The sequence below is a fragment of the Pedobacter jejuensis genome, assembly GCF_003725795.1.
Classification (GTDB): Bacteria; Bacteroidota; Bacteroidia; order Sphingobacteriales; family Sphingobacteriaceae; genus Pedobacter; species Pedobacter jejuensis.
Genome location: NZ_RBEE01000011.1, coordinates 117425 through 133891 on the forward strand (window position 1 = coordinate 117425; position 16467 = coordinate 133891).

Annotated in this window: 9 protein-coding genes and 1 tRNA gene; 6 read left to right on the top strand and 4 right to left on the bottom strand. The window is 38.8% G+C overall.

The genetic code is table 11. The annotated features are described in order from the left end of the window. The first annotated feature begins 3 nt into the window (after positions 1–3). Genes D7004_RS07005 through D7004_RS07030 form a run of 6 tightly spaced genes read left to right on the top strand, consistent with a single transcriptional unit; the run spans position 4 to position 14285 of the window. A complete protein-coding gene (locus D7004_RS07005; protein WP_167459430.1) occupies positions 4–3123 on the top strand; it encodes a SusC/RagA family TonB-linked outer membrane protein in 3120 nt (1039 codons plus the stop codon). A 4-nt stretch (positions 3124–3127) separates the two neighbouring features. After that, positions 3128–4609, top strand: coding sequence for a RagB/SusD family nutrient uptake outer membrane protein (locus tag D7004_RS07010; protein ID WP_123205162.1), 1482 nt, complete (start codon positions 3128–3130; stop codon positions 4607–4609). A gap of 5 nt (positions 4610–4614) precedes the next feature. Further along, positions 4615–6825 carry an alpha-N-acetylglucosaminidase gene (locus D7004_RS07015; RefSeq protein ID WP_208646806.1) on the top strand — a complete coding sequence of 737 codons (2211 nt, stop codon included), beginning with the start codon at positions 4615–4617 and terminating at the stop codon, positions 6823–6825. A 31-nt stretch (positions 6826–6856) separates the two neighbouring features. After that, entirely contained in the window at positions 6857–9817 is a 2961-nt protein-coding gene (locus D7004_RS07020) for a beta-galactosidase (protein ID WP_167459431.1), read from the top strand. A gap of 37 nt (positions 9818–9854) precedes the next feature. Next, positions 9855–10982 carry an acyltransferase family protein gene (locus D7004_RS07025; RefSeq protein WP_123205165.1) on the top strand — a complete coding sequence of 376 codons (1128 nt, stop codon included), beginning with the start codon at positions 9855–9857 and terminating at the stop codon, positions 10980–10982. A gap of 57 nt (positions 10983–11039) precedes the next feature. Further along, on the top strand, positions 11040–14285 hold the full coding sequence (locus D7004_RS07030; RefSeq protein WP_167459432.1) for a GH92 family glycosyl hydrolase: 3246 nt from the start codon (positions 11040–11042) through the stop codon (positions 14283–14285). A 264-nt stretch (positions 14286–14549) separates the two neighbouring features. Here D7004_RS07030 and D7004_RS07035 read toward each other — a convergent pair whose 3' ends face one another. The 4 genes from D7004_RS07035 to D7004_RS07050 form a co-directional block, all read right to left on the bottom strand. Continuing rightward, positions 14550–14948 (bottom strand): hypothetical protein, encoded by a 399-nt coding sequence (locus tag D7004_RS07035; protein WP_123205167.1) that lies wholly within the window; start codon positions 14946–14948, stop codon positions 14550–14552. Positions 14949–15234: 286 nt separating this feature from the next. After that, a complete protein-coding gene (locus D7004_RS07040) occupies positions 15235–15693 on the bottom strand; it encodes a hypothetical protein (RefSeq protein ID WP_123205168.1) in 459 nt (152 codons plus the stop codon). Between the two features lie 177 nt (positions 15694–15870). Further along, positions 15871–16170, bottom strand: coding sequence for a hypothetical protein (locus D7004_RS07045; RefSeq protein ID WP_123205169.1), 300 nt, complete (start codon positions 16168–16170; stop codon positions 15871–15873). A gap of 132 nt (positions 16171–16302) precedes the next feature. Beyond that, positions 16303–16374 (bottom strand) — tRNA-Arg (locus tag D7004_RS07050). Positions 16375–16467 lie beyond the last annotated feature (93 nt).

The following is a 16467-nucleotide window of genomic DNA, read 5'->3' on the forward strand; positions in this document are numbered from 1 at the left end:
TTGATGAAACATTTACAAACGATTTTCGCATTTTTATATGCCAGCCGCTCGTTTAAATTCTACCAACCATTTAAGGCAATAATCATATTGATATTGCTTTCTTTACAGTTCCAAACTGCCTTTGCACAATCGGTAATAAAGGGAAAAGTTACGGATGCAAAAGGGGTAACAATCCCAGGAGTGAGCGTAAAACTACAAGGCTCTGCTGTCGGAACAACCACTAACGATAATGGAGAGTTTTCTATCAGCGCTCCCGGAGACGGTATTCTTGAATTTACTTATATCGGTTACCAGAAAACGAGCGTTCCAGTTGGCGGTAAATCGGTAATTTCGGTAATACTACCAGAGGATAATCAAAATCTGAACGAAGTAGTGGTAGTAGGTTACGGAACCACAAAAAAGGTAGATGTTACCGGTTCTATATCCAGTGTTAAAGGTTCGGATATTCAGAACCTGCCAGTTGCTTCAGTTACGCAAGCTTTAGATGGTCGTGCCGCAGGAGTCAACATATTACGTAATGATGGTTCGCCAGGTGCTGCGCCAAGTATCAGAATCCGCGGTACAGGAACCATTAACGATGCCAACCCATTGGTGGTAATCGACGGAGTACCATCAAGTAATCCAGATGCATTAAGTGATGTAAATCCCAACGATATCGCCTCTGTAGAAATTTTAAAAGATGCATCTTCTAGCGCTATTTATGGTACAAGAGCAGCAAATGGTGTGGTATTGGTAACCACAAAAAAAGGCAGCTATAGCCAAAAATTATCAACATCGGTAAACGCATACACAGGTTTTTCCAACACCACTCGTTACATTAACCTGTTAACTGCACCAGATTTATATATGCTTAAAAGAGAGCGCTACACTAATGATGGCGCTACAATTGAAGCACCATGGGATGATCCTTATTACGCTACTCAACGTACCGACTGGCAGAAAGCAATTCTGGGCACAGGAAAAGTAAACAGTGGTGATGTAAATATACAGGGTGGAAATGAAACCTCTACCTATTATTTTGCAGCTTCGATGTACGATGAAAAAGGCGTTGTAGATAAAGCAAGATTTAAACGTTACAGCACCCGGATTAACTCGGAGCATAAAATAAAATCATGGTTAAGAGTTGGAGAGAACATTCAGGGTACTTTTACAGAGAGTAATTCATTTAATAACAATGATTCTCAAGCTGGTTTAATTTTCTCAGCCCTACGTTTTAACCCTGCAATTCCGACGATAAACGATGACGGTAGTTTTGGAACTTCCAAAGCTTTTGCCAACCAACTTGGAGATATTAACAACCCTTACGCAACCATACAACAAACAGATGCTTATACCCGAAAATACAGGGTGATTGCAAATGTGTTTGCTGAGGTAAACATCATGCAAGATTTGAAATTCCGTGCCAACTACGGCTTTGATGGAACGATTGGCAGAGGTTACAATTTTAACATTCTGGATGTAAATCAGGCAAGACCCACTACCAACTCTAGCTTGACCCAATCGGAAACTGAAGCGTATTCAAATTTACTGGACTTATTCCTTACTTATGATAAAACGATTAATAAAAGCCATATTACAGTAACAACTGGTTATTCTAGACAGAATTTTCAGGGAAGCAACTTCAGCGCAGCCAGGATTGGATATGATAATACCAGTTTTGATCAACGCGTTTTAAATCAAGGCAATACTTTGTTAACCGCATCGGGTACTGCAGATGATCCTACCGCTTTAGAATCGGTATTTGCACGAGGTTTTTATGATTACGATGGTCGGTTTTTGGCTACGCTGACATTTAGAGCCGATGGTTCATCTCGTTTTGCACCAGGTAAACAATGGGGATATTTCCCTGCCTTTTCTGTGGGATGGAGAATTTCTAACGAAAGCTTCATGAAAGATATTAGCTGGATCAGCAATCTAAAAGTAACAGGTGGATGGGGCGAATTGGGTAATCAAAACGTAACGCCATTTCAATATGTAAGTTCTATCCTGGTTGGAAATACATACGGAACCAATGGATATACTTTTGGCGGTGCAGGATATAATGGGGCAGCAATCACTAAAACAGCTAATCCTAATATAACCTGGGAACGTTCGGCAATGACGAACGTGAGTGTTGAAGCCGGATTTTTACAGAATAAACTAAATACAACCTTAACCTATTTTAATAAAGATACCAAAGAAATGCTAATTCCTGCAGTTCAGGTAGGTACGGCCGGTACAACAATCGCATCAGATGTGAATGCCGGAGAGATGAACAACCGTGGTATAGAGGCCGAAATTAATTACAGTGCAGGTGATGAGGTAAAATATTCTGTTGGTGTTAATGGTGCTTTCATCAAAAACAAAATCACCAAACTTTACGGTGAGAGTGCCTATATTTCTTCAAAAGTTTACGGCCGTTCGAGCCAGGAAATTTCCAGAACATACGAAGGACAGTCTATTTCTTCTTTCTATGGATGGAAAACAAATGGCTTATATCAAACCCAGGCAGAAATCGATAACGATGCCGCATTAGCAAATGATTCGCGAAAAGGTTCTATCAAACCTGGCGACGTTCGTTTCCTCGATGTAAATGGAGATGGTTTAATTGATGGAAAAGACAGAACTTATCTGGGCAACCCAAATCCTAAAGCGACAATGGGTCTTCAAGGTAGCGTATCTTACAAAAACTTCGATTTAGCAGCTAATTTTACTGGTGTATTTGGTGTCGACTTATACAATGCCGACCGGATGCAGGGCATAGATCCTACTTATTCTTTTAACTTGTATGGTGAAACCATTGGAAGATGGACAGGCCCTGGAACGAGTAATACCATTCCAAGAATGTCGCTGGATCGCTCGAATGATAACTACCGTACATCGGATTTATTCATAGAGAATGGTAGTTATTTCAGTTTAAAGAACATCACGCTAGGTTATACTTTCCCATCAACACTGATAAAAAAGACAACTTTTAGCAGCCTGAGACTATATGTAACCGGACAAAATGTGTTTATGCTTACAAAATACACCGGCTATACTCCAGAATTGGGTTATACAGATGGCAACAGACAAAGAGGTGTTGACGTTGCTCAGTACCCTTCAGTACGTTCATTTACATTTGGTTTAACCCTTAAATTATAATCCTATGAAAACGAAAATAAATATTCTTGTACTAACAGCGATTGTATTTTTAGCTACAGCCTGCAAGAAAAATCTTGATCTTGATCAGAAAGGTGTTTACAATACCGACAATTATTTTAGAAATGAAACCGATGCTGTAAATGCAGTTACAGGAATATATAGCCTCTTGGAGCAGGAAGACTACATCAGTCATGCCGAAACCACTTTTGATGTTGCTTCTGATGATTACTGGCGCTCGGGCGACCATTCGGAAGATGAAGCGATAGAAAATTTAACTTATGATGCATCGAACGCACAGGTAAGATTTAGCTGGACATATAAATACGAAACCGTTAACCGTTCTACCAATGCAATTATTAATATCCCCAAAATTGCAACGATGAACGAAGCCGTTCGGAAGAGAAGTATGGGCGAAGCATATTTTATGCGTGCTTTTGGCTACTGGCGCCTGATGTTGATTTATGGAGACGTACCTATTATTTCTGAATCAGATTTTACAAACAAAACCTTTAATAAACCTAAATCAAGTATTGAGGAAGTAAGGAAACAGATTGAAGCTGATTTATTAAAAGCGGTTGACATGCTTCCTGAATCGTATAGCGCAACGGATAGAGGTCGCGTAAGTAGAGGAACTGCTTTGGGATTGCTTACAAAACTTTATATGTACTGGGAAAAATTACCTGAGGCCATTACTACCGGTCAGCGTTTAATTGATAACCCAAATTATAATTTAGCAGCTACCTATAAGGAAAACTTTACCCGTGCAAACGAAAATAGTGCCGAAATCCTTTTTTCTGTACAGGGCTTACAAAATGTTGTACAAAACGATTATACCATTTATTACATCCCAAGAGCATGGGGAGGTTATGGCTTTAGCCAACCACTCCAAGGTTTAGCTAACGAATTTGAAGCAAATGATTCAAGAAAAGCCGCTACGCTGCTTAGTGTTGGCGACAAGATTAATATTGGTGATGGTGTAAATGACCAGACTTTTACAAGCAGTTTATCTTCTACAGGATTTGCATTTAGAAAATATGCTGTATTCTATCCATTTGGTTCTGCCGAAGGTAATGGTGTTGATCATAATTATGCAGTTCCGTTAATGCGTTCTGCAGATATTTACCTTTTGGTTGCTGAAGCCAAAATTCGTACCCAGGGTGCAGGTGCCGGTGATGCGCTCATTAACCAGGTTCGCCGCAGGGCTTCAACATTATTACCTCCTGTAAGTGGTGCCGGAATGACTCAATTGATTCATGAAAGGCGTGTAGAGCTGGCTGGAGAAGGGGAAAGGCATCAGGATTTAATGCGCTGGGATAAAAAAGGGATTGTTAATATTGCTGCAATCTATAATCTTGCAGTTTCAAAAGCACCGATAGATCAAGGAAAAACGGTTACTTTTATTCGTCCTAAACATTACTATTATCCCATCCCACAAGTAGAAATCGACAAGGCTGGTGGTGTATTGGTACAAAATCCCAATTTTTAACAATTATGATTCAAAGGTATCTTACTTTATTGTTTCTGGCAGTTGCAGCAACAGGTTCAACAGCGATAGCCCAGGTAGACCAGCAAAATACTGCTGCCTTTTTAAAGCGCATCGTATCCAACCGAGCGGAAGCATTTGTTGTAGAAGAAATTCCAAAGGAAAATGATAAAGATGTATTTGAAATAGAATCCTTGAACAATAAAATTGTTCTTCGAGGAAACAATGGATTATCTGTTGCTTCCGCCTTGAATTATTACTTAAAAAACTATTGTTCGAGTGACATCGGCTGGAATGGTACAAACCTGAATATTCCAGCAGTTTTGCCACAAGTGCCTGTCAAAATCCATAAGAATACGCCTTACAATTACCGTTATTATTTAAACTATTGCACTTTTAACTACAGCATGGCCTGGTGGGATTGGGAACGTTGGCAGAAAGAAATCGATTGGATGGCATTAAACGGTATAAATATGCCTTTGGCTATCACAGGAGAGGAAGCAATATGGAGAGATGTTTATCGCTCAATGGGCTTTACCGATAAAGAACTCGAGGGCTTTTTCAGCGGTCCGGCTTATTTTTCTTGGCTATGGATGGGAAATATCGATGCCTGGGGTGGTCCGCTACCACAGCACTGGATGGATTCACATAAAGAATTGCAGAAAAAAATTCTCGAACGCGAAAGATCCTTCGGTATGAAACCTGTTTTATCTGCTTTTACCGGCCATGTGCCGCCAACTTTTAAAGATAAATTCCCTAATGCAAAAGTAAAAAGAACAAACTGGGATGCTGGTTTTCCTGATGTATTTATTCTTGATCCGCAAGATACCTTGTTCGAGAAAATAGGAAAGCAATATATCGAAACTCAAACTAAAGAGTTTGGAACAGATCATTTGTACTCCTCTGATACATTTAATGAGAACATTCCACCAACTAACGACTCTACTTATCTGAGCGACATGAGTAAAAAGGTTTTCCATTCTATGGCTGCCGCCGATCCTAAAGCGATTTGGGTAATGCAAGGATGGATGTTTCATTATAACAATAAGTTCTGGCAGCCACAGCAGGTTAAAGCTTTGCTAAATGCAGTTCCTGATGATCAAATGATTGTACTTGATTTGTATAGTGATGCCCACCCCGTATGGAACCGTACCGAGGCGTATTATGGTAAACCATGGATATGGAATATGCTGCAGAATTTTGGCGGCAACATCAGCCTCTTTGCAAGAATGCGCCATGTGGCAGCCGATCCTTCCATTGCACTGCATGATCCGGAATCAAAAAGGATGACAGGTATCGGGCTGGCTCCCGAAGGGATTGAACAAAACCCTGCATTATTTGGTCTGATGCTTGAAAACGTGTGGAGAGATACGCCGATTGATGTGGAGGCATGGCTGAAAGATTACGCAAAGCGAAGGTATGGTAAACAATTACCGCAACTGGATGAAGCATGGAATATTTTGCTGAATACGGTTTACAGTGGAGGACTGACCGAAGGTGGAAATGAATCAATTATTGTGGCCCGCCCAACATTTGAAAAGAAGATTGACCGGGTACTGACGGGATTATCTTACGACCCGCTTCAATTGGTTAAAGCATGGGGATTGTTTACCGCCAATGCAAATGAACTAAAAGCCAGCGATGGTTTCGAATATGACCTGGTTGATGTAACCAGGCAAGTATTGGCCAATTATGCAAGTCCGCTGCAACAGAAAATGGCGACAGCTTACCAGGCTAAAGATCAGATTGCCTTTAAAAAATACAGCAATGAATTCCTGGAATTATTAGATGATATGGATCTGCTGTTAGCTACCCGAAAAGATTTTCTGCTGGGAAAATGGATTCATGAAGCAAGGGCAAATGGCATTACAGAAAAAGAACGGAATTTATATGAATTTAACGCTCGAGATCTTGTTACCTTATGGGGTGATAAAGAGAGCGGTTTAAGAGAATATTCTAACCGCCAATGGGCAGGGTTAATTAAAGGATATTATAAACCAAGATGGGAAATGTTCTTTCAAACCGTAGAGCAATCGTTTAAAACAGGAACAACAGTTGATTTAAAAGCATTTGATAAAAATGTAAAAAACTGGGAATGGAAATGGGTTAATCTGCATGACAATGCCTATTCTGACAAAATCAAAGGCAATTCGTTTGTAGTTGTTGCAAAACTTTACGCCAAATATAACGATACGATAAAAGCAGCGTATGCGAAATAAAAATTGCGTTAGGCCACTCCGTACTTATTATATGATGAAATGCGGTAGATCTTTACTTTTGCTGCTGCTTGGCCTTTCTGCATTTATGTTTACCAATGCTCAGGAAGTTGTAAATGATCATATGTTTCACGAACTTCCTGAAGCAAAAAACTATAGTGATTTTGACAGTAAAGGCTTTTTAATCAACCGGAAAAGGACCTTTATTGTTTCGGCTGGGATGGAATATGCCCGGGTGCCACATCAGTTGTGGAGGGAGCGTTTGCTACAACTTAAACGCGGTGGCTTTAATTGTATTGAGATTTATACCATCTGGAATTATCATGAACCTTTAGAAGGGAAATTTGAGTTTGATGGAGACAAGAACTTGGATCAGTTTCTGGCGTTAATTAAAGAATTAGGCCTTTATTCTATTGTGCGTGTCGGTCCTTACTATTGTGCAGAATGGGATCAGGGTGGATATCCTACCTGGCTTCGATTTAAACCTGGTTTGCGGGTGAGAGAAGATAATGCAGAATTTAAAAAATACGTAGATCGTTTCTTTGATCGGCTGCTACCTATTGTAATGAAACACCAGATTACAAAAGGTGGTTCCGTGATTTTGATACAACTGGAAAATGAACATCCAAAAGGCTGGGGAACAGATATGCCTAATGATTACTTTAAACACCTGCAAAGCAAATCGCTGGCTATGGGGATGGAAATTCCTTACTTTTTTAGCGGCTTACACCATGCTACTGATCCTGCAGGAAAGGGAAAACTGGATGATCCAAAAAGACCAAACCCTTGGTTTTCTACAGAATTTTGGAGCGTTTGGTATTCACAGTATGGTGCAAAACCAACAGATGCACCCCTTTACGATCGCCGAACCTGGAAAATCATTGCACATGGCGGCAACGGCTATAACTTTTATATGGCCCATGGTGGCTCTAACTTTGGATACACCAATAATGATGAAGATGCAGCCTCATACGATTATGGCGCTGCGGTTGGACAGGCAGGAGATTTGCGTCCGCTTTATTTTACTTTTAAACGTGCGGGCTATTTTGCACGCAGTTTCCAGGAAATTTTGGAAAACAGTACCGATGCATCTGCAGCTTATCAATACTTAACAAATGATACTTCACTCCATATTAATGCAAGGAAGAGCGATGCCGGAACACTGATCTTTCTTGATAATCCGGCGGAAAAACAGTTAACCAAAACGATTACTGTTAAAGGTTTGCCATCTTTTACTATTAACTTATTGCCCGGCGAATTATATCCAATTGTACATCAGTTTAAATTAAATGATAAAGTAGAATTGAATTGGGGATTGTCAAGGATATTCGGTGTTGTTAAACAGCAAAATACAACAACTATTTTGGTAGAAGCAAATGCTGGTGATCCAATCTATCTGAATCTTATTACGACTGTAAAAGCAATTGTAAGATCAACCGTTAACTCTGGCGATTTGAAAGTAAGCGGCAAAAACGTAACTTTAAATACGGTGTTTACACCATCGGAACAATCTTCCCTTTATCTTTTTAAAGCAGGCGATCAACTAATTCGGATTGTGGTATTGGATAAAGCAGCTACCAATAAAACATGGATCACATCCGAAACAGGAAAAGAAGCGATAGTGACAGGTGTTTCCTATCTTGGTGAAGCGAAGTTAAGTAGCACAAGCTTTCAAGCAGCGGCAAGCTATCCATTAACAGGCGCAAAAGATACCCAGGCAATGCTTTACCTCGAAGACGGATTAAAAAAAATGACTGTTTTACCGATTGAGGATATTAAAACAGATTCGCTACTTCATTTAACGCCCTGGGAAAACAAGGATGCAGCAATTTTTTCTTCATCTAAAATACAAAACGGAAAATGGTTAGCTAGTGAAAATCCATTACAGATGGGTATGGATGGAAACCTGACCAATTCTGCCTGGTACCGCACAAAATTTAATGCACCTTCAGCGGGAAAATATACCTTACAGTCTGAAGGTGGCGACCGAGCAACGGTGTTTGTAGACGGAAAGCTGGTAACCAATTGGAAGATCAGAAACGGCGAGCTTACCCTCGTCCTGGAAAAGGGCATGCACAACCTTGCCTTTTTTACCGCCCATGATGGCCGTGATAAACTCGCAGCTTACCTTGGTCCGATTACGGAAATAGACAAAAAAGGGCTTTCTGGTGTTACCCGCATCAAAAAAGGAGGGCCATTTATTTCTACGCTTGATAAATGGTATTTCACCGCCGCGGCAGATTCCATGGCCATTAAAAGTGGTCCGCCATTACTCGATACGATTAAAACGCCACAATATAAAATTGGTGCTGATGCGTTTGGCCTTAAAGCGGGCTATGGCTGGTTTCAAACCATTATCAAAGCCCAACCAGGCCTGCCGAGCCTAACCATCAGTTTTAAAAGTACGGATGAAAACGCAACCCTGTTTATTAATGGCAAAAAAGTATTAAGACACGAAGGATGGAATATTCCTTTTGAGTATAAAATTACAGATGCAGCTATTTTAGCGCATCCGATTGAACTTTCTGTTTTTATAGAAAACCTAAGTAACGAGGGCGGCATCGACCAGCCTGTAAAAATAAACACGATGGCAGGTGGAACTGTTTTAAATGGCTGGAACATGAAAAATGGTGTAGATCCTGAAGACGCTACCGTAGAATGGAAAAATCTGATGAACACCGACTCATTAAATGGTCCACAATGGTATCGTTCCACTTTCAACCAGCAAAAAATAGCCAATAGGAAATTGGTGTGGAGGGTTCATCCTTATGGTTTGGGTCATGGTTCGGTTTGGATTAACGGGCATAACTTGGGGCGATATCCAGAAAAAATTGGCGATGTAGGCATGTATATTCCGGAACCCTGGTTAAAAGAAGGCTTGAATGAAATCGTTATTTATGATGAAGACGGTAAAACCCCCGGCAGAGTGAAGATAATGATGGAAACCGCATCCAGCAAAATCACTTATAACCTAAAAACAGAAGACATTAAATAACAGCATATTTCCAACAAAACACATCAATAATACCATTATGGAATTATCAAACAATAGATTTACCACACTCGATATATTCAGGGGAATGACCATCTGTTTCATGATTATTGTAAATTCTCCTGGGTCTGGTGCGGTGGTATGGTCACCTTTGGATCATGCGGCCTGGTTTGGATTTACACCCACAGATCTCGTTTTTCCATCTTTTCTATTCGCAGTGGGTAATGCATTAAGTTTCTCTAAGAAAAAGATTGAAAGCAATTCTGCTTTTTTAGCCAAGATATTTAAGCGTACGCTCATCATCTTTTTGCTGGGCTACCTGATGTATTGGTTTCCATTTATGCATCGTGATCATGATACCTGGGTATTCAATGCCTTAGCCAATACCCGTATTATGGGCGTGCTGCAACGAATTGCTTTGTGTTATTTTTTTGGTTCCTTAATTGTACATTATTGCTCAAAAAAAACGGCGATAATCATTTCTATACTATTACTGCTGCTCTATTGGGCGTTTTTGCTGCTGTTCGGGGCAACAGGAGAAGAGTACAGCATGTTGGGTAATGCAGGCACCAAGCTTGATATTCTCATCCTCGGCGATGCCCATTTATACCACGATCATGGCGGGCCGATAGCTTTCGATCCGGAAGGATTATTGAGTACAATTACTGGTATTGTTAACGTTATTGCCGGCTATCTGGCAGGCGTTTACATTCAACGAAAGGGAAAAAATTTTGAGTGTATAGCCAAACTATTGATGATGGGTGCATTACTGATTGGATTGGCCTTATTCTGGGGACAATTTTTTCCGATTGCTAAAAAACTATGGACCAGCTCTTTTGTGTTACTTACTATCGGACTGGATTTAGTAATACTTGGTATATTGATTTATGCCATCGAACTCAAAAACATTAAATGGGGAACAAACTTTTTTTTAATTTTTGGGAGAAACTCTTTAGCCATTTATCTTTTATCAGAGTTGCTGCTTGTAATTTTTCAACTGGTTCATGTTCAGCAAAGCCTCAGTTTCTATAACTGGATTAACAAAGTTTTTTACCAGGTGATTTTTCCGGGTGCATTTGGTACCCTTGTATTTGCGGTGAGTTTTATGCTGCTCTGCTGGTTCGTGGGTTACCTAATGGATAAAAGAAAAATTTACATTAAAATCTAATCCCGGATGTTTGCTAAATTCTGCCTTTTATTCTGCACAATACTATCGCTGCTTTTTTTGTCCCTGTCCGTATATAGCCAAAGGCAATATACTCAGTCAAAAGCAAATTCGATTTATGTTGACCCTTTTATTGGCACAACGAAAAGCAATGTATTAACCAGCTGGGGAGGTAATGGCGGCACGTATCCGGGTGCCGTTGCGCCTTCAGGAAATATTCAGTTAACACCAGAAACGCGGGTTACCGGAGCAAAGGGCTATGATTACAGCGATCAACAGATTTTCTTTTTCAGCTGCTTTAAACACTTCAGCGGTTTCCCGGAAGGATCTTCCGGGCAGGTATTCATCCTCCCGGTGGAGAAAGGTAAAAACTTTGAACCAGGAAAATATAACCGCCCATTTAGTCATACGCAGGAAGAGGCAACACCTGGCTATTATAAAGTGGTATTTACCGATAATAACACCATAGCTGAAGCTGCAGCAAGTACCCGAACCGGGATTTTAAAATTTACTTTTCCTGCAAAGGTAGCGCCGCAGATATACATTGGGGAAGCCGGGGATATTAGCTTAAAGAGCAAACGTGTGGTTCATGGATCTTTGGGGAATACAACGATTAACCTATCATCCAACATCACTGAATCCGATGTCGTTAAGGGCGGATATTTATTAAGCTTTGAAAAATCAGATACTTCAGCGCAAATAATCACGCTTAAAATCAGTTCTTCTTCTGTAAGTTTTGAAGGTGCACAACAGAACATCGAAACAGAAATTGGCCAAATTGACTTTGAGGCTTTCCGGGAAAGGACAGCTAAGGAATGGGATACCCAATTGGCTACCGTCGATATAAAAGACCCATCAACTGCAAATAAAAAGGTTTTTTACACCGCACTTTACCACTCATTGCTCATTCCATGGGTTATTTCTGATGTAGATGGGAAATACAAGGGAGCCGACGGTAAGACCTACCAAACGAAAAGAAAAAATCAATATGGAGGTTTTTCACCATGGGATACTTTTCGCTCTTTACATCCTTTGCTTACTTTACTTTATCCCGAAAAGCAAAATGATGTAATTCTTTCGATGCTTGATGTATATGAGCAAAGCGGATATTTGCCAACAGAAACCATGACTGGAAACCATGCTGTACCAATTATTGTGGATGCCTACTTAAAAGGGATTACCGGCTATGATAAAAACCTTGCTTATAAAGCGATGAAAAATAGCATTGTAGATGGGCCATTCAGTAAAAATGATATGGAGATATACCATCAGCTGGGTTATGTGCCATTTTCCAAGTCAGAATCGGTAACCAGAACCATGGAGTATGCTTATGATGACTGGGCACTGTTGCAATTCGCAAAACTGGTCATGAAGAACAAGCCAGATCAGCAATTGCTGGAAACACGCGGATTAAATTACCGGAACATTTTTCATCCTTCAGATCTGTTTATGTTGCCAAGATTAGGCATTCAATTTAAGTTAAATCCTGGAATGACAGGCTATAAGGAAGGGAATAAATGGGTATATACCTATTTTGTTCCCCATAATGCGAAAGATCTTATCAATCTACTCGGTGGTCCACAAGTTTTTTCAAACCGTTTAGATTCTGCGATGGCTAACAACGTTATTCTGTACGATAATGAAACCGTTCTTCATTTGCCTTACCTTTTTAATGCAGCCGGGCGGCCTACACTCACACAGCAATGGCTAAGAAACATTATGCTCAACCGTTTCTCTGCAACGCCAGGCGGCCTGCCAGGAAACGATGACCTTGGATCTATGTCGAGCGCCTATATTTTTAATGCCATTGGGCTCTTTCCAATCAGCCCTGGAAACCCATTGTATGCTATTGGCGCACCCTTATTTGAATCCGTTACGCTCCACTTGTTCAATAAAAAAGATCTGGAAATTCATGCGGAAAACCAGTCTGCTAAAAATAAATATATTCATGCTTTATCTATCAATAACCACTCATACAATCAACTGGATATTTCACATGAAATGCTAATGAAAGGCGGTCGGTTAAACTTTGTGATGAGTCCAGATGTTAAGCAAGCTTGGCCAACAGACAGAGACCCGATTTCGCTTTCAGCAACGAAAATAAATGCCAATATTAAACTTCTACACTCCAGCATCAGCAGTAAACGAGTAAGGCCTGATGAAGCATTTCAGATAAAATTCACCTTAAAAAATGAAGGAAGCCTTGGAACCAAACGCATCATTGTTTATGCTGATGGAAAACCATGGTTATCTAAATTTTGTCTTGTACCGCAGGGCCTTACCATAACTGACTCCATAAGTGGTCGATTATACAAATTGGGAAAAGTAAAAATCGGTACGAACACATCAACAGCTACGGTGATTAATGTGATTAACCCTGTAAAGCATGTTGAACAGCCTTTCCTAATCTCGGGTTTGAATGTTAAACCCATTTTAAAACTAAACACGCAGCAGGAAATTACCTACCGGATAAAAAATATTACAGGAACTGCCCAAACCTTTAAGCCGAATGTAATCCTTTCGAGGGATTCGAATAATAAGAAAATACTTCTTTATACGGATCAGGTGTACCTATTGCCAGGTCAGCAAAAAACCATAAATCATCGATTTACTGTGAATCGAACCGGCCTGCAAACCATCAAAACCGGAAATATGCAAGCAATATTCAAAGTTTACGACACACCTTCAACAGCTTTGTTGCTAAATCTGGAGTTTGAGAATCTAAAAAACAATCAAGTTGTAGATCAATCTGGGTTTAAAAATAATGCATTGCTGATTAGCGGCGCAAATGATTCTAAAAAATATAATACTGAAATAGGAGATAGTACTTATCTGGAAATTCCAAATGCGCCTAGTTTAGATCAGATAGGAAATAGCCTCAGTATGATGGCTTGGGTTTATCCTACCGGAGAGGAAAAAGGGTTGACTGACATTATCACAAAAGGCGATAGCCATGTCATTCAAACAACTGATAATAAAACTTTAACATTCTTTGCAGGTGGCTGGGGAAGAGGCGATTGTACAGTGAAATTGCCTGCCAACTGGAAAAATAACTGGCATCATATTGCTGGCGTTTGTGAAGGCGATTTATTAAGCATTTACCTGGATGGAAAATTAGCGGGAAGTACAAAAGTTGATGGCGTCAGCAACCTTTCTAACACCAGCAGATGGCAAATTGGCCGCAATGAAGAGTTTCCCTCAGAAAGAATCTTTCACGGGCAGATAGACCTAATTAAAATTTACGGAGAACCATTATTGGCAAAAGAAATTGAAGTGGTATTTCAAAAGGAAAAAAGTAAGTATTAGGTTAGAGTTTTTAAAGCAATATTTTAAATTATATAAACAGTTAGATTGCATCCTTAATACTGTTTAAACTGAAAAGGATAGACATTCATTATCCTTTATGCATAGATCAATAATTTGGATTTATATGAAATAAAAAACGAGACAAACAGTGAAAAAACTGATTTGTCTCGTGTGGTGCTCTCGACGAGATTCCATGATGTAAATTTAAGTGTTGATTATCTTTAAGTTATTTTATGTTTGTGTTTTCTGGTGTCAATCAGGTATCTAAAATTTTTCCTGTAATTTATCAATTTCGCTATCATGCCTTTCGATAATTTCCCACGCTTTCTTAAGGTTTTGTTTAAGGATTGATATCTCATTACTTAAAGTATCGATGCGATCACCCATCTCATTCATTGTAGCTAAACCAGTTTTTTTGCTTAAATCTTTTTTCTGTTTATTGCCTTGGTTATCTAAAAGCCAATCACGGTTTAAATCGTAATTTATCACTAACAGCTTAATTGTAGCAACAGTAATTGGCTCTTCGCCTCTCTCTATTCTGCTAATCTGACTCTTAGCAAGGTTTAATAAAGGTTCAGCCTCAATCATATTGTTAGCAACAAACTCTTTCCTAAATTCTTTAAATCTCTGTGCTACTCCTAAATCTGCTTTTTTTGTTTTCATTTTGTAAAGATATCTTGTTTGTGTTTTAGGGTCAATACTAGTTAAGTGATAATTTTGAATTGGAAGCTGACTTGTCCAAAGTTTGAATCTAGCCCATTTGATACATTGAATATGGCTTTATTTGAATAAAAAGAACATTGTTGTTAAAAGCATTATCCATTCTACAGATTCAAGTTGTTTTTTAATTCTTTTACATTCTTTCCAGTGACATTAAAAGTGTAACACTTTCATCACCATGAATGCTCACACCAATGCTAATAACATTTTTCCCACTCTGCAACAGCTATCATTCAGAGTATAATATTTTTCCTCCAATTGACCTAGCATAAATTTCTAACCGGTTAAAAACCTCCTTAGATAATAAGTTAGATTTTTTATAAGGTATAGCCTCATAAGCTTTTTCAGTTTCGATGCCTGTAAATATATCTTTAGTCAATTTCTTTTTAACCAATCCGGTAATTATGATTTGATTATCGTTGCTGACCGCATAAATTACAAGCAAACGATCGTAAGATTCAACTACAATAGATTGAGGTTCGGATTTAACCTGAAAGAATTCAGGGTCTTTGTTTCCAATAAAATAATTGTTAGCTAATAATTTGTTGCCTGATATCAAATAATTTTCTTTGGCCGTCTGACTATTTTTAATAATAATCTTTGTTGCTCCTGGAAATAAAACGCTGTCTTGCTTTTGGGCGAAACTTAGGAATGGAAATATAATAAAAAGGGTAAGTATGTATTTCATCGTTTTATATTTTTATTTTTTCTACACTAAAAATTTGCTCAATATCTTGAAGGTTTAAATCTTCATATTCTAGGATTGAGGGAAAGGATTATAAATTTCCTTCGTCAACATCATGTCTTTTGATTTGCTTGATTAAAATTCTTTCTCCTTATGTACAATTATCCAGGTATCAGTAGTCTAAATATGCAATTTATATCGCCATTTATCACAAGGCATATCTCTTAAAATAGCTGGCGAATACTTAAATCCACCAATACGCTCAAACATAGCGAACTCTTCGCTTAATAGGTTGTTCGCAAATGCTGAATTGTTTACTTTAGATTTTAAACGCAAGTTTTTCTTATCCCATTCAGATTCTAGAGATTTATAAATCTCTTTACGCTTTGATGGCTCGCCTGGTAAATGAAGTTGTATAGGATGATTATCATCAGAATGTTTTTTACCTTTAAATAATACAATTTTAAGTGATGCGGCCACGGTACCAATTAGACGTCAATAAATATAGGTTTAAATAGTTTTATAAATACACTAAAAATATTAGTAATATTTATTTAAGCATAAAAAAAGTTGATTATTAATACATAATCAACTTAATAAATGTTGTAAAAGTGCTCTCGACGAGATTCGAACTCATATCGACGGTACCGGAAACCGTAATTCTATCCATTGAACTACGAGAGCATATGGCTGCAAATATAGAAAATCAAAATGTTACTTTCCTTTAATATTTAGCCTAAAATAAACGATAGTTTTTTGATGATAATTTAAAATCCC